Origin of the sequence: Ochrovirga pacifica (assembly GCF_000220525.1) — a bacterium.
Taxonomy (GTDB): Bacteria; Bacteroidota; Bacteroidia; order Flavobacteriales; family Flavobacteriaceae; genus Ochrovirga; species Ochrovirga pacifica.
Map to the genome: position 1 here is coordinate 1 of NZ_AFPK01000062.1, position 22,215 is coordinate 22,215.

Below are 22,215 nucleotides of genomic sequence, written 5' to 3' on the forward strand. Positions count from 1 at the left end.
TATTAATTCTATCTTCTGCTCTACTATGTTTATAATTAGGAGGTGTATTTTTAAATTTAATCGTCTTTTGACCGTCTATATGTGTTTTTTGAAACTCTCTTAATTCTTTTAAATTAACTTCATCATATAATACAACAGAATTTATACCTCCCTTTAATCTTATGATATCTTTAATTTCAGTTCTAGATGGCTTTGTAATTCTTGAATCTCCAAAATCAGAACTATTCACTTGTACAAAATAACAATGTACATCACGACTAATCGTTTCTGTTATATTAGAAAAATAATTAATGTCTTTATTGTATTCAGAAGCAAATAATAAATCTACTTCAGAACGAAAAATAGATCGGTGAGTTATATCAGCCAACTCATAACAATTATATACACTAAAATGAATATTCTTCCAGATAAATTTATTGTATGTATATGGAGAAGGTACTGGAACAATTTTATTTTGATTTCTTATTGACTTAGATTCATGAGGTGAATAGTGATTTTTTAAACGAAATACCGTGATTACATCTTTTATACCATTTCTTTCAACTGGCAGACAGGTTACCATAATATTATAACAAATATTATTGATTCTAATATGTTCCAAACCACCTATTATAACTCTCTGTTTTCTTCTTGATTCATCTGCAATTAAAGGTAACCATTGATATGGTATACTTACCTCAGGAAGTACTAGAAAATCAGCCTTACAATTTTCTGTTTGATTTAATATATCAATAAAGTTTTTTCTTCTATCTGTTGATAAAATAGGCTTATAAAATAAAGATGCTTGAATATTTTCTTTATACACTATCATGTTAGCAACAGCTATTTTAACAATATCTTTTTGTTCTTGATTACTGCATGACACCTCATCATATTTGATAGTATCAGCATGATTATGTTTAAGTGTATTTTTAAAATATGCAGATTTGATACTTTCAAATTCTAGTTGATTAAATGTACCTGAATTCCTTAGTTCATAGTTGAATTTATAATATAATTTTAAAGCATCCTCTATAATTTTGTTTGATGAATAATTTGTTATATTTTCATTATTATCCACTACTTTTTCTTCTTCTAAAAACAGATTTTCTATTAAAACAGTATTATTTACTTCATTAATATTTTGTGATGAATTATATAATTTTTGAAAAGTCAAAAAAATGTACAATCTCATGTAGATAGATATATCTAGGAGCATATTTAAAATTATCATTTGACAATTTTAAATCTTTATATTTTTGAATATCAAATTTTAATAAATTCGTTTCTAAATTAAAAATCGCAAAATTTAATAAAGGTTGAATTACAAAATAATGTCTAAAAAGATTTGTGTTTTTATAATTTAATATTATTTGATCTAAACGCTCTACAGTAATAATTTCGTTTTCTAAACGATCAATATGTGACTTAATATCTTTGTTTAAAAACTTTGGATTTAAACATAACGATAGTGCTATTGAATTGAATAAATAACTATATTGACTTTCACGAAGTTTGTTTATATTACAAGACTTTTCTAATTCAATTACTTTTATTTTCTTTATTGATTTATGAGTTTCATTAATAAACTCTATAAAAAGCTTTGGTGTTATTTTGAATTATAAAATAGGTAAGTGCTTTTTCCCAAATTGAATTAAATTCTAAATTTATACGCCCTTTAAAAAAGGTTAAAATTTGTTTGGTTGTTTTTAAATCTTTCTTATCATCTGATAATAAAGCTAATTTTATTTTTTTTGCTAAATAAATTGAAGCACCGTATTTACTCTGTTTAATTTCACTGATACTCCTTAATTTATTAGAAGTATCAGAATAAGTTAACTCATATACATTATCATCAAAATCTTCATCTGCATTTTCTTCATCTGGTAAAAACCAAAAGGCACTACTATTTTTTTCTATATTTTTTTTAAACTTTTCTAATACTGCATGTGATTCTTTACTGTCAAATGCATATACAGTTGTTTTATCTTTCTGTAGTATTATATTTTCATCATCTGAATAGCTATAAACATTTGGAGTTTCTTCTTTATTAATTAGTATGTTTCGATCTATAAAAAACTTTTTTAAGATTGCTGATTTGGGCTTCTTTTCATTTTCATTAACAGAGGCATTTGATAAAACAATAATAATGTCATCAACATACCTACCATAATACACAGGTGATAAGTTATCTATTATTTTTAAATCTAAATCTTTTAAAAACCAATTCCCTATTATACCTGATGATAATAAACCTATTGGAATACAATTTTTGTAATCAATATTGTTAGGTATATTATCTTTTAACTTTAATTGATACACTTCATGTATTTTTAAAAGCATACTTGTTAATGGTAAACTTTTATTCGAAGATTTTTTTTTAAGGTCTTTTTTAAAATTTGATAACTTATTAGTTAAATTAATATTATAAAAATATTGCTTTACATCAACACTTATCATAAGTATATCCGTTCCTTCTTCTATAAAGTTTTGAGCTTTATTTATAGCATTATCTCTCCACTTTTGATATTGCTCGAAATAAGGTTTAAATAAACGTAAACCATTAACTAGCTGCATTCAATGTTGTAACGCAACAAACGTTGCCTTTTTTAGTTTGATACTAAGCTACATTTTTTAGTTCAAAATCCATAATTTCATTAGGCGTTTTATAACCAATTATTTTTCGAGGTCTATTGTTAAGTTTATCTTGAATTTTGAGGAGTAATTTTTCATCAATTAGATTAAAATCTGTTCCTTTTGGGAGGTATCTTCTGATGAGTCCATTAGTGTTTTCATTAGTACCTCTTTCCCATGAAGAGTAGGGGTGAGCAAAGTATATTTTCATACCTGTATTACGTGTTATTTTTTCGTGTCTAGCCATTTCAATTCCGTTGTCATAAGTCATCGTTTTTTTGAATATAGGGTTTAGTTTATTTAATATTCTGGAAAACATTTTCTCAACTTCTTTTGAATTTCTAGCTTTTAGTTTTACGATTAAAGTATACCTAGATTTTCGTTCTACAATGGTTCCAATAGCAGATTTTTGATTTTTACCAATCATTAAATCACCTTCCCAGTGTCCTATTTCTTCTCTAAGTTCAATATGCTTAGGTCTATTGTCAATACTGACTTGGTTGATTATTTTACTACCAGTTCCACGTTTCTTTTTAACAGGTCTACGTCTTGTTTTTTTACGCACTAGTAGTTTGATAAGTTTTTTGTTTAAACTAGCTTGTGGTCTAGTGTAAATGTGTCTATAAATGGCTTCATGAGAAATAGACATGATAGGATCATTAGGATAAAGTTCCTTAATTCTTCCAGCAATTTGCTCAGGAGTCCATTCAGACAAAAGACCTTTATATACAAAATATTTTAAAGGTTTATGTGTACTGATTTTATCTAGATTTCTTTTGTTTAAGTAATCATCTTTAGCGCACCAATGAGATAAATGAGCATCATATTTATCATTAGAATTAATAACTAATTTATTTACTTCTCTGGTGATTGTTGATCTTGATCTATTGAGCTGTTTAGCGATGTAAGCTTTGGATCTATTTTCATTTAAAAGAGTCTCAATTTGGACCCTTTCTTTTAAGGTAAGTCTTCTATGTTTTTTTACTTCCATTATAACAAATCTATAAAATTAGATTTGTTGCGTTAAGTTATTGAATAGAGCCTACTTTACTTTTCGACTCATCTAACTCTAAAGCATATGCGTAATTATTTTTTTTATATGTATCATTTAAACACACCCCTTCATTTAATATCCATAATAATGAAACTAGGTGAATCTCTATTGGTGCATCAATCAAGTAATTACAAGATTCAACATTATAGTGTTCATTAGAAAATTTATTTGTAATAATAAAATCTTCTGAATCATCAATTTTATCATGCTCAAACTTTTTTGGAATTACAACATAGTCTATATTAGAAAGTAATTCCTTAAAATAATTTGATTCCTCAAGAGGAGTATTTGTGTTTAAAAAAGCTACTAATTCATCTAATTTAGACTCAAAATTATTTTCTGCTTCAAAAGAAGCTATACGTTCTCTTAAAAAAAGGAAAAAGTTGTCGTAGTATGAATAACTTTTTAATTTTCTAAATACCTTTTCAATCTCTTTTTTAGTGTATTTCATTTTTATTTTTTTTAACCATGTGCTAAATCAAATCCATTCCCTATAATCACTAATCTATTCATTCCTTACCTTCTAAATTCTTGATATACTTTTTTGAGCATGTAATTTTTAACAATGTTTCCAAACTCTTTGTCGTTCATCATTTTAGTAAAAATGTCTTGATTTTGTTCCATGCGGTTGATGGTTGTATCTAAGAATTTGTCATCAAAACCAAACTTAAAATTATCCATTGAATTAGATTTTGCTTGTACAGCTAAATCGGCATCACCTATCAACTCTTCATATATTTGGTCAAAGAATAATTTATCAGCATCGCTAAACTCTGTCCCAAAACGTTTGTTTAACACGTTGATAATTTCTGATAAAGCCGTTTCTTCTTCTTTTGTCATTCTTATACCTGCTTCACCCCCGCTATCTAACTCATAAACACTACTATCCTCTAGCACAATATTTTGTTCTGAAATTTTTTGAAGTCTATAATACTCTAAAGAAACCTCATCTCCTAACTTGAACTTGTCATCTTGACTTGTTCTAGGAAGCTTTTTGATTAAAAAGCGAGCATAGGTAAACAATTTCTCTAAATCTACATCTGTAAAAGGCATGATTTGCGTTAGGAAAGAATATGCTCTGGTAAATACTTGTAAGGTATGTTTTAAATCTTCTTGAGTTACCACCGTTCCTATAGTATCTTCTTTTGTATTTTCTTTAGGTAATTGTTTGAATCTTTCTACTGCAGGATCTATGAAAGCATTTAATTTTCCTTGTTGAGAAGCCGTTAGGGTTTTTACAGATTTAAAATAGATATTACAAAAATTATCTACTTCGGACGGCCAAATGATTTGAGCTACTTCTATTTGTACTTTTAAATCGTATAAATGGTTGGGGTCTGAATTTTCGGATATGGATGTTTGTTCGTAATAAGGCTGAAAAGCATTTAATATTTCTTCTGTATCATTTGCAAAATCTAAGACAAAAGTATCATCTTTTCCCGCACACATACGGTTTAAACGAGATAAGGTCTGTACTGCTTTTACTCCAGAAAGTTTTTTATCTACATACATGGTATGTAGTAAAGGTTGGTCAAAACCTGTTTGATATTTGTCTGCTACTAATAGTAGTTGATAATCATTGGAAGCAAATTTTTTGGGCACTTCTTTTTCAGCAAAGCCATTTAACTCCACTTCTGTAACACCTTCTGGTGCATTGCTATGTATTACTTTTCCTGAAAAGGCTACTATTGTTTTGATATCCTTGTACCCTTTTTCTTGGATGTATTTATCAAATTCTTCTTTGTAACGTACGGCATGTAACCTAGAACTACTCACAACCATTGCTTTGGCTTTACCACCAATTTTATTAGTAACTACTTGACGGAAATGCTCTACCATTACTTCGGTTTTTTGAGCTAAATTATGCGGATGTAAAGACATAAATCGACCAATAGCTCTGGCTGCTTTTTTCTTATTTACTTTAGGGTCATCTTCAATTTGTTTGGACAGTTTGTAATAGGTTTTATAAGTGGTGTAATTCTTTAGCACATCTAAAATAAATCCTTCTTCTATGGCTTGTTTCATAGAATATAAATGGAAAGGAACTGGCTTTCCATTGGCTCCTTTGGTACCAAAGACTTCTACTGTTTTTGGTTTTGGAGTCGCTGTAAAACCAAAAAAACTTAAATTCTCTTGTTTCCCACGTGCTAACATCGATTTTCTGATTTCATCCTCTGCATCTTCTTCTAAGCCTGACTCATTTTCTTCTAGTTCTGCTGATTCTAATGATTTTGCAGACAGTACTTCTTTCATTTTTTTTGTTGCTTCACCACCTTGAGAAGAATGTGCTTCGTCTATGATGACGGCATACTTTTTAGCAGGGATTTCGTCAATTTTCTCTAATATGAACGGGAATTTTTGAAGTGTGGTAATGATGATGTTTGATCCTGAGGCTAAAGCATCTGCTAATTGTTGAGAATTTTTGTCAATTTTTTGAACCACACCTTCTTTGTGTTCAAATTGATATATGGTATTTTGTAACTGAGTATCTAATACTTTTCTATCTGTAATTACAATTACAGAATCGAATATTCTTTCATTTTTAGTATTGTGTAAACTCGATAATCTATAAGACAGCCAGGCAATGGAATTTGATTTTCCAGAACCTGCAGAATGTTGTATTAAATAGTTTTTACCCACTCCATGCAACCTAGCATCTTCGGTAGCTTTACGAACTACTTGCATTTGATGAAAACGAGGAAAAATAATGGTTTCTTTTTTCTTTTTTACACCATTTAGCTCAAATTCTTCAACACTTAAGTGTAAGAATTTACCAATAATGTCCATAAAACTATCTTTGGCCCACACTTGTTCCCACAGATAAGCTGTTTTGTATCCCTTTTTATTTGGAGGATTTCCTGCTCCGTTGTTATGTCCTAAATTAAAAGGAAGATATCTTGTGTTTTTTCCTGCTAATTTAGTGGTCATATAACATTCATCTGTGTCTACTGCAAAATGAACTAAGGCTCGCTTTTTAAATTTAAAAATAGGCTCATTCGGTTCTCGATCGTACACATATTGTTTTTTTGCATTGTCTACCGATTGACCTGAAAATTGATTTTTAAGTTCAATGGTTGCTATGGGCATTCCATTTAGAGCCAAAACCATGTCTAAAGAGTTTTTTCCCACTCTCTCGTAATATACTTGCCTAGTTACGGTTAAGTTATTGGCTGCATATAATTTTTCGGCTTCGGGATTTAACGTACTTTCAGGTTTGAAAAAAGCCATTTGAAATTTTACTCCATAATCTGTAAATCCTTTACGAATGACATCTAAGACACCACGCAGCTCTATTTCTTTGATTAATCTGGTAATGACCTTTTTTTCTACCTCTTCTTTGTGAATGGTCTCTAGTTTTTTCCACAGTAGAGGTTGAGAAGATTTTAGAAAATTAGTGACCTCATTAGGAAACAAGCCCAAATCTGCATTAAAGTCTTTTGCTATTCCTTTTGTGTATCCTCCATTTTGGAGTAAAGCTTCTTCTATTGCTACTTCAAAAGTTAATTCTGTATGTATTCCTTTTGCCATTTTTAATCTGTTAACCTGTCTAATTTTCTATAAGTATAACTAAAGTATAACTAAAAAGTATTGTAGTTTTAGTTATACTTTTTGCCATTTAGGGTACCTTGTAGTCCCTTTATTTACAATGGTTTGGTCTTTTTTAGACATTGCGTAAATAATATTTCTGACTTTGTTTGCTTTCTTTTGTTCATCTAAAATATCGGGAAGTATATCTAAAATTAACTTTTCAATATCTTGTTTAGAAGCCGTGTTGTATTTTTCAAGATACTCTAAAATCATTTTTTTGTAATGCTCGTCTTTAAAACCTCTTAATTTTATATAATCCGATTTTTCTCCAGTCACATTAGCAACCAATTCTGAGATGTACAAATTGGGTTTTCTCCCCTCTATTAATTTTTGTTTTTTTAGAAAACGGATTTCTATATCCTTTAGCGGTAAGCCTTTTTGTACTCTATCTAACAAAACCACTGTTTTTAAATCCAAGTCTGTTTTGCTCATTAACAACTTGGTGTAATTTTCATCCCAAATTCTTCCTGGAATTTTTACAATTACTTTGTTGGCATCCGATAAATCAAAATCGGGCATTGGGAAGAAACGTTCTTTTTGTTTTAAAAACATACGTTTGATCCCACTTCCTATGGTGTCTATCATGTTTAGATTGACCATTGCATCGGCCAGAAAAGCATTTCTATAATATTCTGGCGGAGCATCTTGCTCTATCACTGTTTCTACATTTTGTGGTAAAAAAGCACCTAAGTTAGAAAACACCAGTTCGTCTGATTTTTCTACTACTGTTATTTTGCCTTGTAAACTATAGTCTTGATGCGCAATACAGTTGTGTAAAGCTTCACGAATTACAAAAGCATCGTACATTTTAATTTCTGTAGGAAACAAAGAATTGTCTTTGATGTAACGGTAGGTTAGATTTCTTATTCTAGAAAAAACTTCAGAAGAGTTTAGCACAAAAGGAACGGTAAAGTGTTCGTAATCTAATTCTACATTGTTTTTATCTTTTAAAATCCATGAGATTTTTGCCACGGCAGGATTTAGAAAATGTACTGCTTCCTCTTTTCCCAACAATAAAATAGTGGTGTTGGTTATATTACCTTGGATGGTGATTTTTGCTTTGTTTAAAAAAGTACTATCGTTCCAAGTATCACATTCGGTAGCTCTTCTAGGGTTTTTCTCTTTGTACTCTTCACGTGCTTTGGTAATTGCCTTGGGGTCTAAATCTTGTAGTGTTGCTGTAGGAATGATTTGAGCAGACCAATCTACTTTGTTGCTTTGGTTTCTGATGGTTTCTACTTCTACCAAATTTAAAGCTCCTATTTCTTCACCATCACGACCGTAGTAATGTCCTTCCCAAGCAATGGGAATTCCTTTAGGAGCAGGAGGAATTTGAAAAGCTACTACTCTTCCTTCGGGATAAGTAAGTTCGTGAATTTCGGTAAAGGTAATTCTGTTGGTTGTTTTGTTTGCGATTTCGGCTTTTAAGCTATGTAAATCTGCTCTGTTATTACGGTAAGTAGTTCCTACAATAGGTCTAGGAACAGGTTTGTCTTTAATTCCAAAAAGCAACCAAGCAGCGGGCTGATGTTTTAAGTTGGCTTCGTTGGCCAAGGCAGAAAAATACTTTCCTAATTTTCTGGTATCAAAATTAGTTTTGGCTTCTTTAAACTCTACACATTCTGTTTCCGAAATTAAATTACGAAAATGATTTATTTGTGTTTTTAGCTCTGCTTGTGTCATCTTTATTTTAGTTTAAAACAACGTTTCTTATATCTACTTTACCTGTTACTACCTCGCTAATTAAAGCTGTTTTGTATTCTTTTAACAAGGCTATTTCTTGTTGGGTTTTGGTGATGATGGTGTTTATTCTAATTTCTTCACTCTCAATAAAATTGATTATTTGTTTTTGTTCTTCAATTGGAGGTAATCCAAATAAGAATCTTTTTAATTGTTCGAAATTCAAAGCTTCTCTATTACCTCCTGTTTGACACAAATCTATTTGTAATTGACCTATTTTCGAACTCAAAATATAATATATAAATTCAGTTGATATTCTTTCATTAGGTCTAACTATGCAAACATGTTGATTTACATTAGCTTCATTAAACTCATCTGTAACAAAATAGCACCTTCCTATAGAACCTCCTGTAATATTTAATAAAACATCACCTCTTAAAACCTTACTATTAATCATTAGGTTGTGAACATCCTTAGTAATATACGCTACATTTTCTAATTTAAATCCGTCAAAATATACATTCTGACTTCTTATAAGTGGAACCCCTGAAGATCTATAAACCTCAGCACCACCACGAGGAGTAACACCACTACCTATTTTCTGAGTAACATTTTTAATTTTACAAAACTCCCAATGTTTCGGAATTTGACCTAACCATTCTATGCCAGAGTCCTTCATCTCGACTCCGCTCGATAACCCCATCTCGACTCCGCTCGATAACCCCATCTCGACTCCGCTCGATGACCACGTCTCGACTCCGCTTCGACTAAACTCAGTGACCACGCTCGATGACCTGCTTTGGGGAATTCCTTTGGTTACCGCTAGGTTGATGATGGCCGTACGTTCTTCTTGTAGTAATTTTATGAGTTGCTCTTTTTTAGCTACTAAACGGTCTATTTGTGTGGTTTTATAGTCTAGATAGTTAGCAATTTGGTTTTGTTCATCTTTAGATGGAATCACTAATTTGGCAGCCTTAATTAATTCCTGGTTTAATATTTTAGCACCGTAAATATTTTCGTTAGAATTGTGGATTAAAATTCTATCTAATAAATAATAATAATAATTTAAGTTAATATTATCATTTGGAAATATTGAGAAAATAGCTTCGTTTGTATATAAATCCTTAATGGCAAAAGCCATTTGTCCAACACTTAATTTAAAACTATATAGTAATGACCCTTTAGGAACTTTTGTCTTTCCTCTTACAGCTAAGTCTGTTAGTTTAGTTTTAGAATCAGATACATATTTCCCCTCTAAATCCCTAATGGTAATCCAAACGTGTTGACCATCTTTATAATAACCATCATTTCCTGTTGGAGGAGTAAAACCCGTATTTATTTTAAATAAACGATTGATTTTGTCAAGTTTCCAATGCTCAGGAATTTCCCCAATCCATTCAATACCAGAATCTTTGTAATTTTTATATTTTTCCATTATGCAATTACCTGTTTAAGTAAGCCTTCTGTTTCTTGCTCAATGGCCATAATGTCTTTACGGATTTCTTCTAAAGAACGTAAAGGTTTGTATTGGTAAAAATATTTGGTAAAGTTAATTTCGTAGCCTATGTTGGTTTTGTTAGGATCTACCCAAGCATCTGGTACATGAGGCAATACCTCTTTTTGCATGTACTCTTGAATATCCATAGTTAAAGGAATATTTTCAGTATCACGTAAAGAAGCATCTGGTTTTGGGTTTCCTTTTTTGTCTGTTATTATGTCTCCATTTTTATCTCTAGCAGGTCTTTCTACGGTTACTTTGGCATAACCAAAGTCTTTGTTGTTAAAAATTTTGGAATAATCATTATTTGTAAAAGCTCCATAGGTGTTGGTGATTTCTGCAATGTGCTCCTCGGACAATTCGTTACGTTTGTCTCCCAAAGATTTGCTCATTTTTTTGTAGAAATCTACTCCATTAATTAGTTGTACTTTTCCTTTTCGTTCCTTGGGTTTGTGGTTAGAAATTACCCAAATATAGGTAGCAATACCCGTGTTGTAAAACAACTGATTTGGCAATGCTATGACCGCTTCTAGCAAGTCGTTTTCTATGATCCATTGACGAATGCTACTTTCGTTTTTAGATTTACTAGGAGCCCCCGAAAACAAAGGAGAACCATTAAAGACCAAAGCCAAACGAGAACCGCCTTGTTCTTTTGGTTTCATTTTGCTCATTAAGTGCATTAAAAACAAAAAAGAACCATCACTCACAGAGGGTAATCCTGCTCCAAAACGACCTCCATGACCTAAACTGGCATGTTCTTCTTTGACTAATTTTTCTATCTTTTTCCATTTTACACCAAAAGGAGGATTGGTAATTAGATAATCAAATTTTTGATGTTCTAATTGATCGTCAGAAATACTATTTCCTTTTTTAATGTTGGCTGCATTTTGTCCTTTGATGATTAAATCTGACTTGCAAATGGCATAAGACTCTGGGTTTAATTCTTGCCCAAATACTTCTAATCGTGCCTCTGGGTTTAACTCTACCAAATATTCTTCGGCTACAGAAAGCATTCCCCCTGTACCTGCACAACAATCGTAAATGGTTTTGGTAATTCCCTTTTTGGTTAAAATCTCTCTATCGTTTAAGAATAGAATGTTTACCATTAATTTGATGACTTCACGAGGGGTAAAGTGTTCCCCAGCTGTTTCGTTAGAAATTTCTGCAAACTTACGGATGAGTTCTTCAAACATATATCCCATTTCCATACTAGAAATATTATTGGGATGTAATTCGACCTCTTGAAAGCGTTTTACTACCATGAACAACAAATTGTTGTCGTCCATTTTATTTATTTGATTGTCAAATTCAAATTGCTCTATAATTTCCCTTGCATCTTCTGAAAATCCATTGATGTAGTTTCTAAGGTTTAGGGCAATATTATTAGGGTCTGCTATTAATTTTTGGAAATCAAAATTACTTCTGTTGTGAAATTTGTATCCCGATACTTTGTTTAACAAAACATCTACATCTTCTATATCTGTAAGCTTTAATTGCTCGTATTTTTTTAATACATCTTTTTTGGTACTATGTAACACACAATCTAATCTACGAAGTACTGTTAACGGAAGTATTACTTTACCATAATCACTTTGTTTGTAATCTCCTCTTAACAAATCGGCTATAGACCATATAAAATTTGCAGATTCTTTAACGTTCTTCATGTATGTTTTTTTAAACGGCTTGTGTAATGTTTGTGAATTGTTTTGCTATTAATGTTAGCAAACATTAATGATGGATAAATATACAAAGTCCTTTGGTATGTTTTTAGGGTTTTGGGTTATTTGTTGGTAATAGGCAATTGGTTGGTGCATCTCGACTTCACTTCGACTATGCTCAGTGACCACGCTCGATGACCGATAACCGTTGATCGATATTCGGTGAGTAGTGAGTAAAATTAAATATTATAGAGTAGGATACTATTTCTCGATACAAAATACTACACTACGTTTCGTATTTCACTCGAAATGACAATTGTTGGTAAAAAGTAGCAAGTATCTAATATTGAGTAGAGCATAAAAAGTAACAGGTAAAAGTTTTATTAGGAACATATTCGTTGCACTCATTCGATTTCTCTCGAAACGACAGTTGTTGATGAAAGTCTAAAAGAATTGAATTATTTTAAACATAGTTTAAAAGCTTCTTCGGTGACTTTGTAAACTAAGGTATAATGCATTCCATCTTCTCCAAACTTATTCATATTTAACTTGTAGTCTGAAACCAAAACAATGAGCATTTTTTGAGACATGGTCTTGATATAGAGTATATAGTTTTGAAATGCTTGATTTACCATATCATCTTCTTTGCCACCAAAAGATAAATTTACTGTATCATTTTTATTAAAATTTAAAGACTGGGTAACTGTTGAGTGGAGCTCCGCATGTACCGCTTTGGATGTTTGACTATAGAAATCTTTTCTTAATTTAAAGAAAGTCTCGTAAAATTGATTTTTATCTAAATTTTTAAATCTACGCTCAATGATTTTACACGTTTTAGAAGGCTTGGTTTTGTTCCAAATTTCTAAGCTCTCTTCATGAGATGTTGTTTGGGTTGTGTACGCTTTGTAATATTCATCATCTATTAAAATAGCTAATCCCTTTTCTGAAGTTTCCATAAAATTTCTAAATAGCACATCAGATGACTGTGTTAAGCCTTTTTCTAATAAAAGTAATATTGATTTTAAACCATTAATTTGATTGTTTAGCAATAACAAAAAGTTATTCAATCGAATTTTTGTTTCAGAAGTTAAATCAATCTTTATTTTTTCTTGCCAGGTAGGTTGACTTATTAAATACTGAAGTACAAAATATTCATAGATTAATAATTCAAATACTTTTTTAGACAGATAAAGTTCTCCATTTAGTTTTTTTGTATTTTCCTTGTTATTGTATAATAGCTCTACCATTTCATTAGCATCCTCTATCAAATTAACTTCTTCAATTTTTATATCAAAATTTAAAGAGTTTAGTTCCTTTGTTTTTACCTCAACTAAACTTTTTAATAAGCGATCTACATTTTTTTGAAGCTTTTTTCTTAGTTTTTTTATTTCTTTTTTTTTACTCAATTGTAGTAGGAGATTTATTTATAAAAAGATAAAAAAGTTTTAGGTAGCTTGATCTAAAACTCTAAATAAATAACTTAAAAAATAAAGTTGTTCTATGCATTCTTGTTTAGTCATATTAGGATTTAACTTGTGTGCATTAACATTTCTTAATGTCATCACTGCTCCAGAAAACAACCACATAAACCCTAATTGTAAATCTTTATCGTTTGAAAGTTTTATGATGGGATTGTTTTGAGAGAAAGACTTTTGTATTAATGGTGTATTGTCTAATGTCTCAATTCCTGATTTTTGTTTTACTTGATTGACTAATTCAATTGTAGCATCTAACACTGCTTGTCTGTAATGTTTGTTTCTAAAAAGCTGAGATGATAGTTTTACCACTGTATGATGCAATGAATTGATTTCATCATCGGTATCCTCTTTATATACGGGTAATTCTTTGTCTACTTCTTTTAAGAGTATCTGTTTTAATTTTAATATTGATGGTTTTACATCACTCGCAAAATATTGAAAACTATGTGCTTCTTGAATCTGCCCATTTACCTCGACCTCAAAAGGTTCTCGAAGTGCTATTATTGAGGTTATTCCTGTTTCAATTGCTAATCTTTCAAATTTTTCAATAGGCCCTTTATGATGAAAGCGCTTTTTATGAAAAATTTGATTTGCTGTTATTATACTTCCTTGTGGATATAGTCTAATTTCTTTTTGGGATTTATTATAAAAGGTAACAGGTATTTTTCTGTAATCGGGTAATTCTTCCTCTTCTGAATATCCATACAATTCATTTATACATCTTTTTTTTAGGACATTGTTTTTAGTACGTTCAGCATATTCAAGTATTTCAGGAATTGTTATTCGTAAATCTTGAATATTTATCTTTTGAACAATTGAAGTTTTTAATTCTTGAATGCTTTTCATCCACTTGTTTCATGAAGTAATTTAATTCTCGTTATCACTTCTGTAATTTCCTAAATCATCTTGTATTAATACCTCTTGTACTGTTGGCACATTTTCTAATGAAATTAGTATCTGTACACTTCCATAAATCATATGAATAGGTTTAATTTCTATTTACTTTCCCCTAATTTTAACCAGCTATTTTTCTGATTTTCAAAAAACTATTAGTAGTAAAAACAACAAGCATAAAAACTTCGTCTTTTCTCTTTTCATAGCTGAAAAATTACTTATTCAACTCCTTTAAGGTCCAATAGTCTTTCCTCTTATTGTTCACTTTTATTTTTCCTACCTCATGTCCTTTTACAACACCTTTACCGTTCATTGCCCTTATATAACTTAACACATCTGCAATCCATCCATTGTGATTATCTTTTAAAGACATCATTACTCCATAATCAACTCCATCTACCTCTCCTATTAACCCATTTAAAACCAGTTTAACCAAGCGTTTTTTATCGCCTTTAACACGTTTACTTCCAACTAATGGAGGAGCAACCAACGAGCCATCTTCATTAGGTACCCCTTTTAAATCAGCCCCATGACAAGTAATACATAATCCATTATAAATATTATAACCTCTAATAATACTTGATTTATCTCCTGGTGCCCAACCTTTAATTTTATTTTGTAGTGCTAAAAGTGCTAAATCATCTTTCTTTAAACTTTCTTTTGCTGAATGAGATATCACTATATTATCTTGATACTGATTTTTTATTTTTTTCAATAAAGAACTAGCTTGTTTCGTATCGCTATACCTTAAACTTAAAGCCAGTTGATTTATAACCTCAATAGAAGCATCCTCCGATAAAATTTTATATTCACTAAACAAATCTATCTCTTCGTTTTTTATAAAACATTCGCTTAACCTTATGGCATTCATACGAACTCTTGGATCTTCATCTTTGAATTTCTCTATTATAAAATCTTTTTCTACAACACCTAGTCCTTCTAAAGTCCATAAAGCGTGAATTCTTTCTAACCCATAATCCTTTTTGTCATCTCCAAACCATTTAGACCATACACTCTGATTTTGAGTAGCAATTTCTTTTAATAGAGGAACCACTGACAAATCCTCTTTTAGTATAATTAGCTTTTGAGCAGTATTCCTATACCAACCATTACGGTGACCTAAGTACGGAATTAACTCTTTAGCTGATTTATTTAATAGTTGTGGCTGATCATCTGGTTTAAAATCCTCATGAACAATTCTATAAATTCTTCCTCTCCCAATATTCTTATCTAACTTTTTACGCTTAATTACAGGTCTAATTTTACTTCCTTTTCTTGTCCAATTACTCTCTTGAATAATACCTCTATACATATCTACTATATACAAGGTTCCATCTGGGCCCGTTTTAGACCAAACAGGTCTAAAGTTTAAATCTGTAGATGCTAAAAATTCTGTTTGGTAATAAGCATTCTCCAAAACCCTTAGACCTTCTATATTTTTTACCTTAGCCCTTCTTATAAATCTACCCACTGGCTCTGGTATAAATAAATCTCCATACGTATTTTCTGGTAGTCTGTGACCTCTATATATTTCTTGCCCAGCAACTCCTGTAAAGTGATTTAATGTTCCGTCTTCTTTTAATCTTCTAGGGCCTCCTTGTACATCTGGAGTACCTACAATTGGCCAAGTTTCATTAAAACCTTTTTCTAATCTTTCTTTAGGACTAAAATCTCCATATTGCGCATGTTGACCAAAACCATAAGCTGGATTTTCACCACCAGCTGCAGAGTAATACATTATCCCCATATCGTCTTGTGTTAACCCCCATTGTCCAGATGGCATATAGTCTAAAGTATCTACCTCTACTACTCCACCTTTTTTAAATTTAAACCTCATTGGATTGTATGTAGTATAGACATAATTGTCTAGATTCCATAACAAACCACTTTGCTGATGCTCTAAATTTCCTCCTCTACGTTTAGGTACATAATAAACTCTTTTCTTTGTATCTGCTACTCCATCTTTATCAGTGTCTTTGTACAACCACAAATCGTAAGAGTAGGTTTCATTTACAATTAATTCTCCATCTTCTAGTGGTAAAATCATTCTAGGAAGTAATAAACTATCTATAAAAACAGTACTCTTATCCATTTTACCATCTCCATCAGTATCAACTAATTGTTTTATTTTACTAATAGATCTATTCGTTCCTGTACCATCCACATCCTGCATATAGGTATTCATTTCAGCTACATACATTTTTCCATCACCATCCCAAGCTAGAGTTACAGGTTCATCTATCATAGGCTCACTTGCTACCAACTCAATTTTATACCCTTTTGGCAAATAGAAGCTTTTTAAACTTTCCTCTGGTGGATGAACCGTAGAAGGAGCTTCCTTCACAATTTCAGGTTTTGTATACTTAGTATCGAAATATTTTCTTCCTTCCTTTTTACAAGCTACAGCAGTAATAGCTAAACTGATTATTATAACTACTTTATTTCTATTTAAATTCATTGTCATCATTTTCAATATATTATTCAAAAAGACAAGAGACTTACTTTTGTTCTAATTCAATCCCTAAAACCTTATTTACTTTTCCAGGTTGCCCCAACCACTCACCAAAACCAAAATACCCTCCTCCTGAGCCTACAATAATTGGTTTCATTTTCTTTATATCCACTTTATTTTTTTTATTTCCTATTAACAAACCTTCGTTTACCTTGGTATCTATTACCTCACCTATAAACTGAGTATGTCTTCCTAACTTTTCTATTTTTATGACCTTTAGCTCTACTACTACAGGAAATTCTTTTACATAAGGAGCATTTACTATTGAGGACTTAATAGGAGTTAAATTCAAAGTTTTAAACTTATTATAATCTTTACCAGAATGTTCACCAACCCAATCTACATAGGGTAATAAATCCTCACTTGCATAGTTTAAAGTGAACGCTTTAGACTCCATTACATTCTTATATGTTTGTGTGGCTTCTCGTAAAGAAACACTCATACTTAAGGGGCTGGAATTCACGATTCCGCTCCAAGAAGCTGTCATTATGTTGGGAGTACCATCTTTTGAATAAGAACCAATAACAACAGCTGGTAAAGGAAACATAGTAGGTCTCTTTCCTATAGATTTCTTTTCTGTACTTGTTATACTATCCTTAGGTTGTACTATTTTTTCAGGGTTGGTATTGTGATGATCTAGCTTATCTGTAGTTTTTGGATCAATCTTTAATAGTAAAATGATGATTACTAAAATCAACAAGAGGTTCATAATTTCACTTTTCTTCATATTTAATAAGATTATTTTATCAGATGATTTGGTTTGTTTTTTACAGGAATCAAATATGAACCCTGTAGGACATATTCTACACCAAGGTTTAGAATAAAAGAAGGATAGAATAATAAAAATAACTCCAAAGACTATCATTGCCCAAGAAACTATTTCATACGAAAAGGAGGTAAAAGGTTCTATAAAAGATAATTCTGGAAAGAAACCTATTAGTAACCCTACTAATAGTAGGGTAAAAAGAATTGTTTGAATTTCTATACCTTTCCATTTTAACCATTTTAAAGATTTTTTCTTTTTAATTGGTGAAATTTTACCTGCCAATTCTTGAACAGCCCCATACGGACACATATAATGGCAATAGAATTGTTTTTTTGTTGTAAAAGGAAGTACAATGCACAACAGTAACAGCAATATTATTACTGGACTATTATTCCATGGTAAGCCATTAACAAGCCATCCATATAGCAATGCTACAGATAGCATGGTTTTATATAAAAACCCCATTACTAATGCCACTGCAATTAGCATGTAAGTTCTATATTGTTTTAAACTCTTAACATAACATACTAACAAAGCAAATAGTATTGTTACTAAAGTTAGTATATACTGAATAATTTCTTTCAAACTTAAAGCTTGTCCTAAGCTTGCATTCTCTGTTAAATAGGACAATGTATTATTGACTCCTTGGATAATAGCATGACTCGTTTCGGTTGCTGCAGTAATAGCATCTACCTTAGTTTGATATGCTTGCTCTATGGTATTGGCATTCCACTTATACAAAAGCTTATCATCTATAATATATTCCATATACTCTTGCGACTCATGATGCTTTAAAAGTGTAGTTCCTTTAATAATGTTATTTTTATCTATACCTATTAGTACTGGAACGTATCCTGCAAAACCTTTTATATTTTTGGCATAAGCAAAAGAAGAAATTACTTTCCCGATGGTATCATTTTTACTTGAGAATACAAATTGAAATCCTTTTTTATTCTTTACAGAGAAACTATGAGCCAATGGAAAAATGTCCTTAATATGACTTAATTCTACGCTAGGCTCAGTTTTTAATTTGTTATTAAAAAATGTAAAATCTTTTCCTCCTTGAATAGCAATAGCTATTAATAAGAGAAATATTAGAGAGACTTTGTAGGTGTTTGGATTATTATAAAAATTTAACACCTTCTTTTTAATGCCTTTCAAATCTTTCATTCAATCTATTTCTTATAAAACTTAAGTGTATATACCTTCTCTTTATTTTCAATATTTACAATATAAATTCCTGAAGATAGCTTAGATACATCCAATAATTCATCCTCAACAATTAATACAGTATTTATTTGTCTTCTTCCTAAGAAATCGTAAACGTGTACTTTTGTACTACCAAAGAGTCCGTTAATTTTTAAAGTATTTATTACTGAGTTTGGAGACACATAAACTAATTGATTATAAGAATTTTGTTCCTCGTTAGATAAAGAATTATTTATTTTTTCTATGGTAAATATTTCATTGTCACTAATTAAATCGGCATTAAATCTCATGTTATTTTCTCCGTTTACTACAGATAAATATTTATCATTGTTCCCTTTTAATCCATATTCATTACCTCCTAGGTTTACTAAAGAAATTAACTCCCACACTCCTTTATTGGTTCTATTCACTTTAATAGGGTTGTTTCCATTCTCAGAGCTCATGTATAAATTATTCATCCCTTTTATATTATAACCATTCCCATTTACTTCTAAAAGAAAGGCTTCGTTATGTGTAGGCTCCTCATTCTCCGACAAACTAGCTAAAATTCCATTTTCTATACTTATATACTCATTTAAGCTCTTCGATTTTAAAGAAACCATATCTCCATCAATAAAACTAGCAGCAGAACAACTTATCAAAATATTATCCCAACTTATTGTCTCTGTAGATTGTACTACGTTATTATGCTGTACAATCAATTCGTTAATGTTAGGCCAAGCTTCTTTTGCCCAATCTTTAACCTGATATAAAATTTCACAGTCTACTCCTAAATTCTGAGCTTCTTTCAACATCCAATACATATGATCTGCATACATAGGTTCTTTTGTATTTACAGATTTTGTTACATCATAAATTTGTGTTTTATACCACGAGTCTAAATTTTGCGAACCATTCTGCCCTCTTAAATTGTTGGCATTACTTGGAACTTCAGGTAATAAATTGTCATACCTCCACCAATTTTCATTGGAACTAGAAAAATCATTATCACTCAAATAAAATTTATTCTGAGGCTTGTTTACTTCTTTTAAAAACTGCTTAAACTGAGCGTTTAAAACATATTTCAACAAATTAGAATCGTAATCATTTAAAGACTTTATAAATTCCAATGGTTGAAAACCTGCTAGTTGAGAGGCTCCTGCATCTGCTTCTTTTCCTAGAAAATACCACGGCCCCATGACTCTTATTCTAAAACCATTGGCATCATTAGGATTTGTATCTCCAGACCATGTTTTTGTCTGATACATATTGTTAATAGTATGAACGTATCTTAATGGCTGCATAATACCCGATGACTTACTTGAACTTAAAATAAATTCTGGCTGATAATTAAAGTCTACAGGTCCATTGTGTGAATTTACTCCATAGCCTGGTGTTAACACCATCTGTAATTGATACCAGTTTGTTGATTCATATTGTCCCGTTTCTTTAGGTTGTCCTAAAAAATTTTGACAATTACCATCTTGACATCCTGTAATATGAGCAGGTATCTCAAATACATGTTTTCCATCCTCATCAGAAAGAAACCATTGTCTGCTTGAGGGTTTATCGATAGGATTTAAATAATTAGGAGCTTGATCTTGAAGTCCAAACTCATTCATAAATTCAAAGTTTTTTACCGCCATTAGCCTCGCCAAACTTGTTGCTGCAAAAACCTGAGGAACTCCTGTTGTAACTGCATTAAGTCCATCACCTGTATCTGTTCTCCAATGCCCCCCCATATCCTCAGTATCACTACTTAAAACTTGTGCTTGAAAAAATCGATAATGTAGTCTTTGCTCTATGTGTCCCTCCTTTAACAAATCAATATCTGAACTTGGTAAATTCTTCAAATTAACTTTACCATTGGCATCTACATAACTCAACAATAAATCTCTATACTTCTCATACCCTTTTTGGGGGTTTAAAAAACTCTTTTTAATACTTACAAAAGGTGTTTTATCCTCATAGGTTCTTTGGTAAAAATTGTCTTTAGAATAGGCATCCATTGGGTGAATCATTGGTAGCCAATGTTTCCAATCTGGAAATTGTATTGGTAATTTTAACGTAAATGTCTCTGGAGACTTATCAGAATCGAAATAAGTATCCATATCCTCTTGTGTAAAACCTGATGTTTTTCCAAAAAGTTGGATTGCCATATCTTTGTCGTCTTCCAAAACAGCTTCCAAGCCTGCACCGGCAGACCACTCTTCGACAGACTTTGTTTCCAAATCTGGCCCTGGTTGGTAAGGTGGGTTCCATGGTCTACCATATCTATGAATATTCCCTTTATCTCCATCTTTGTCTGATAAAGACCTTATATATGCTGCTATCAGCTTACCTTCTTCTTCTGTTAGTCTATGAAATTTAGCTCTTTCTATAATTGAAAAGTTTGAATAACTAAAAATTTCTAAATCTCTACCGTCTTGTGTATGACAATGTGTACATTTAGCCGATATTAGTTTTGGACCTCCTAAATTGTAACCATACCAAAATCCCTCTTGTCCTTCGGGTATAACACTATTCCACATATCTTGCCCCATCGTTTTTGATTCAAAATCTCCACCCCTTCCATAATACCATAAATCCTTTCCTTTATTAATACTATCATTTAATTGAGAACTAGTTAATACAACTCCATCCTCTGTATATGGATCTTTCCATTCTTCTGGGTTATCTTCTGTATAATAACTTACATTTGGTTGCTGATCTGCTAATGCTGTTTTATTAGCTGGTAAATAATAAGAGTTTCCCTTTAAAATTCTATTTCCGGAATGATCTAAAATATCCAAATCAATTATTCTAAAACCACTAGAGATACCATCTGTTTTTTCAAAACGAAAACGTATTTTATTCTGTCCAACCTTAAAAGCATTACTTGTAAACTTTAATCTAATTGTATTATAGCCCCCATGTACCATACCTCCTCTAGCCATTTCTTGTGGATAAATCTCTGTATTGCTATGATTTAAACTTTCAAAAGCCGCTGTATTTACACTAACAGCTATTTTATCTTGGTAACTAGCGTTATTTATTTGTAAATACAAATTATCAACAACACCAATGTTATTAAACATCGTTTCGTCTATGGTAAACCTTCTTTCTGACACACCTAACTTTAAGCCTAAGCCTTGTAATTCTGGTGTATTGACTGAAATGTTTGCAGGCAAGCCAAAAACCTCTATTGGTAATTTTACTTTTTGTGCGTGCACCATAGTTACAAACAAAACAAAATCCCAAAAAACCACTCTTATAATTTTCCATATTGACAAAATAATACGTACTG

The 22,215-nt window shown here is 31.1% G+C and carries 13 protein-coding genes; all 13 read right to left on the reverse strand.

Going from position 1 to position 22,215, the window contains the following annotated elements; translation table 11 throughout:
- Positions 1-1,174, reverse strand: a 1,174-nt coding sequence (locus FS85_RS15545) for a hypothetical protein (protein WP_139062198.1), incomplete at its 3' end; no start/stop codon positions are given.
- A 386-nt stretch (positions 1,175-1,560) separates the two neighbouring features.
- Positions 1,561-2,556 (reverse strand): reverse transcriptase domain-containing protein, encoded by a 996-nt coding sequence (locus tag FS85_RS0110910; RefSeq protein WP_029489424.1) that lies wholly within the window; start codon positions 2,554-2,556, stop codon positions 1,561-1,563.
- Positions 2,557-2,599: 43 nt separating this feature from the next.
- Positions 2,600-3,604 (reverse strand): IS30 family transposase, encoded by a 1,005-nt coding sequence (locus FS85_RS0110915; RefSeq protein WP_010136322.1) that lies wholly within the window; start codon positions 3,602-3,604, stop codon positions 2,600-2,602.
- A 37-nt stretch (positions 3,605-3,641) separates the two neighbouring features.
- Positions 3,642-4,118, reverse strand: a complete 477-nt coding sequence (locus FS85_RS0110920) for a hypothetical protein (RefSeq protein ID WP_010136324.1) — start codon at positions 4,116-4,118, stop codon at positions 3,642-3,644.
- A 65-nt stretch (positions 4,119-4,183) separates the two neighbouring features.
- Positions 4,184-7,195, reverse strand: coding sequence for a type I restriction endonuclease subunit R (locus FS85_RS0110925; RefSeq protein WP_010136325.1), 3,012 nt, complete (start codon positions 7,193-7,195; stop codon positions 4,184-4,186).
- Between the two features lie 72 nt (positions 7,196-7,267).
- Positions 7,268-8,938 carry an RNA-binding domain-containing protein gene (locus tag FS85_RS0110930; RefSeq protein WP_010136326.1) on the reverse strand — a complete coding sequence of 557 codons (1,671 nt, stop codon included), beginning with the start codon at positions 8,936-8,938 and terminating at the stop codon, positions 7,268-7,270.
- A 7-nt stretch (positions 8,939-8,945) separates the two neighbouring features.
- Complete coding sequence (locus FS85_RS16155) at positions 8,946-10,370, reverse strand: restriction endonuclease subunit S (protein ID WP_010136327.1); 1,425 nt, start codon at positions 10,368-10,370, stop codon at positions 8,946-8,948.
- Positions 10,370-12,097: a type I restriction-modification system subunit M gene (locus tag FS85_RS0110940; protein ID WP_010136328.1), complete on the reverse strand. Its 1,728-nt coding sequence runs from the start codon at positions 12,095-12,097 to the stop codon at positions 10,370-10,372. The genes FS85_RS16155 and FS85_RS0110940 overlap by 1 nt, the downstream gene beginning before the upstream one ends.
- 452 nt (positions 12,098-12,549) lie before the next feature.
- A complete protein-coding gene (locus FS85_RS0110945) occupies positions 12,550-13,497 on the reverse strand; it encodes a hypothetical protein (protein WP_010136329.1) in 948 nt (315 codons plus the stop codon).
- Between the two features lie 39 nt (positions 13,498-13,536).
- Complete coding sequence (locus FS85_RS0110950; protein WP_010136330.1) at positions 13,537-14,415, reverse strand: TIGR02391 family protein; 879 nt, start codon at positions 14,413-14,415, stop codon at positions 13,537-13,539.
- 262 nt (positions 14,416-14,677) lie between these two features.
- Complete coding sequence (locus FS85_RS0110955; RefSeq protein ID WP_010136331.1) at positions 14,678-16,921, reverse strand: DUF7133 domain-containing protein; 2,244 nt, start codon at positions 16,919-16,921, stop codon at positions 14,678-14,680.
- Between the two features lie 40 nt (positions 16,922-16,961).
- Positions 16,962-18,911 carry a flavin reductase gene (locus tag FS85_RS16535; protein ID WP_010136332.1) on the reverse strand — a complete coding sequence of 650 codons (1,950 nt, stop codon included), beginning with the start codon at positions 18,909-18,911 and terminating at the stop codon, positions 16,962-16,964.
- A 5-nt stretch (positions 18,912-18,916) separates the two neighbouring features.
- Positions 18,917-22,201: a T9SS type A sorting domain-containing protein gene (locus FS85_RS0110965; protein WP_139062199.1), complete on the reverse strand. Its 3,285-nt coding sequence runs from the start codon at positions 22,199-22,201 to the stop codon at positions 18,917-18,919.
- Positions 22,202-22,215 lie beyond the last annotated feature (14 nt).

Excerpts from the sequence above, each read along its gene's own strand:
- FS85_RS0110920 (WP_010136324.1), bottom strand. The coding sequence starts at position 4,118 with ATGAAATACACTAAAAAAGAGATTGAAAAGGTATTTAGAAAATTAAAA.
- FS85_RS0110930 (WP_010136326.1), bottom strand. The coding sequence starts at position 8,938 with ATGACACAAGCAGAGCTAAAAACACAAATAAATCATTTTCGTAATTTA.
- FS85_RS16155 (WP_010136327.1), bottom strand. The coding sequence starts at position 10,370 with ATGGAAAAATATAAAAATTACAAAGATTCTGGTATTGAATGGATTGGG.
- FS85_RS0110910 (WP_029489424.1), bottom strand. The coding sequence starts at position 2,556 with ATGCAGCTAGTTAATGGTTTACGTTTATTTAAACCTTATTTCGAGCAA.
- FS85_RS0110950 (WP_010136330.1), bottom strand. The coding sequence starts at position 14,415 with ATGAAAAGCATTCAAGAATTAAAAACTTCAATTGTTCAAAAGATAAAT.
- FS85_RS0110925 (WP_010136325.1), bottom strand. The coding sequence starts at position 7,195 with ATGGCAAAAGGAATACATACAGAATTAACTTTTGAAGTAGCAATAGAA.
- FS85_RS0110915 (WP_010136322.1), bottom strand. The coding sequence starts at position 3,604 with ATGGAAGTAAAAAAACATAGAAGACTTACCTTAAAAGAAAGGGTCCAA.
- FS85_RS16535 (WP_010136332.1), bottom strand. The coding sequence starts at position 18,911 with ATGAAAGATTTGAAAGGCATTAAAAAGAAGGTGTTAAATTTTTATAAT.
- FS85_RS0110955 (WP_010136331.1), bottom strand. The coding sequence starts at position 16,921 with ATGAATTTAAATAGAAATAAAGTAGTTATAATAATCAGTTTAGCTATT.
- FS85_RS0110940 (WP_010136328.1), bottom strand. The coding sequence starts at position 12,097 with ATGAAGAACGTTAAAGAATCTGCAAATTTTATATGGTCTATAGCCGAT.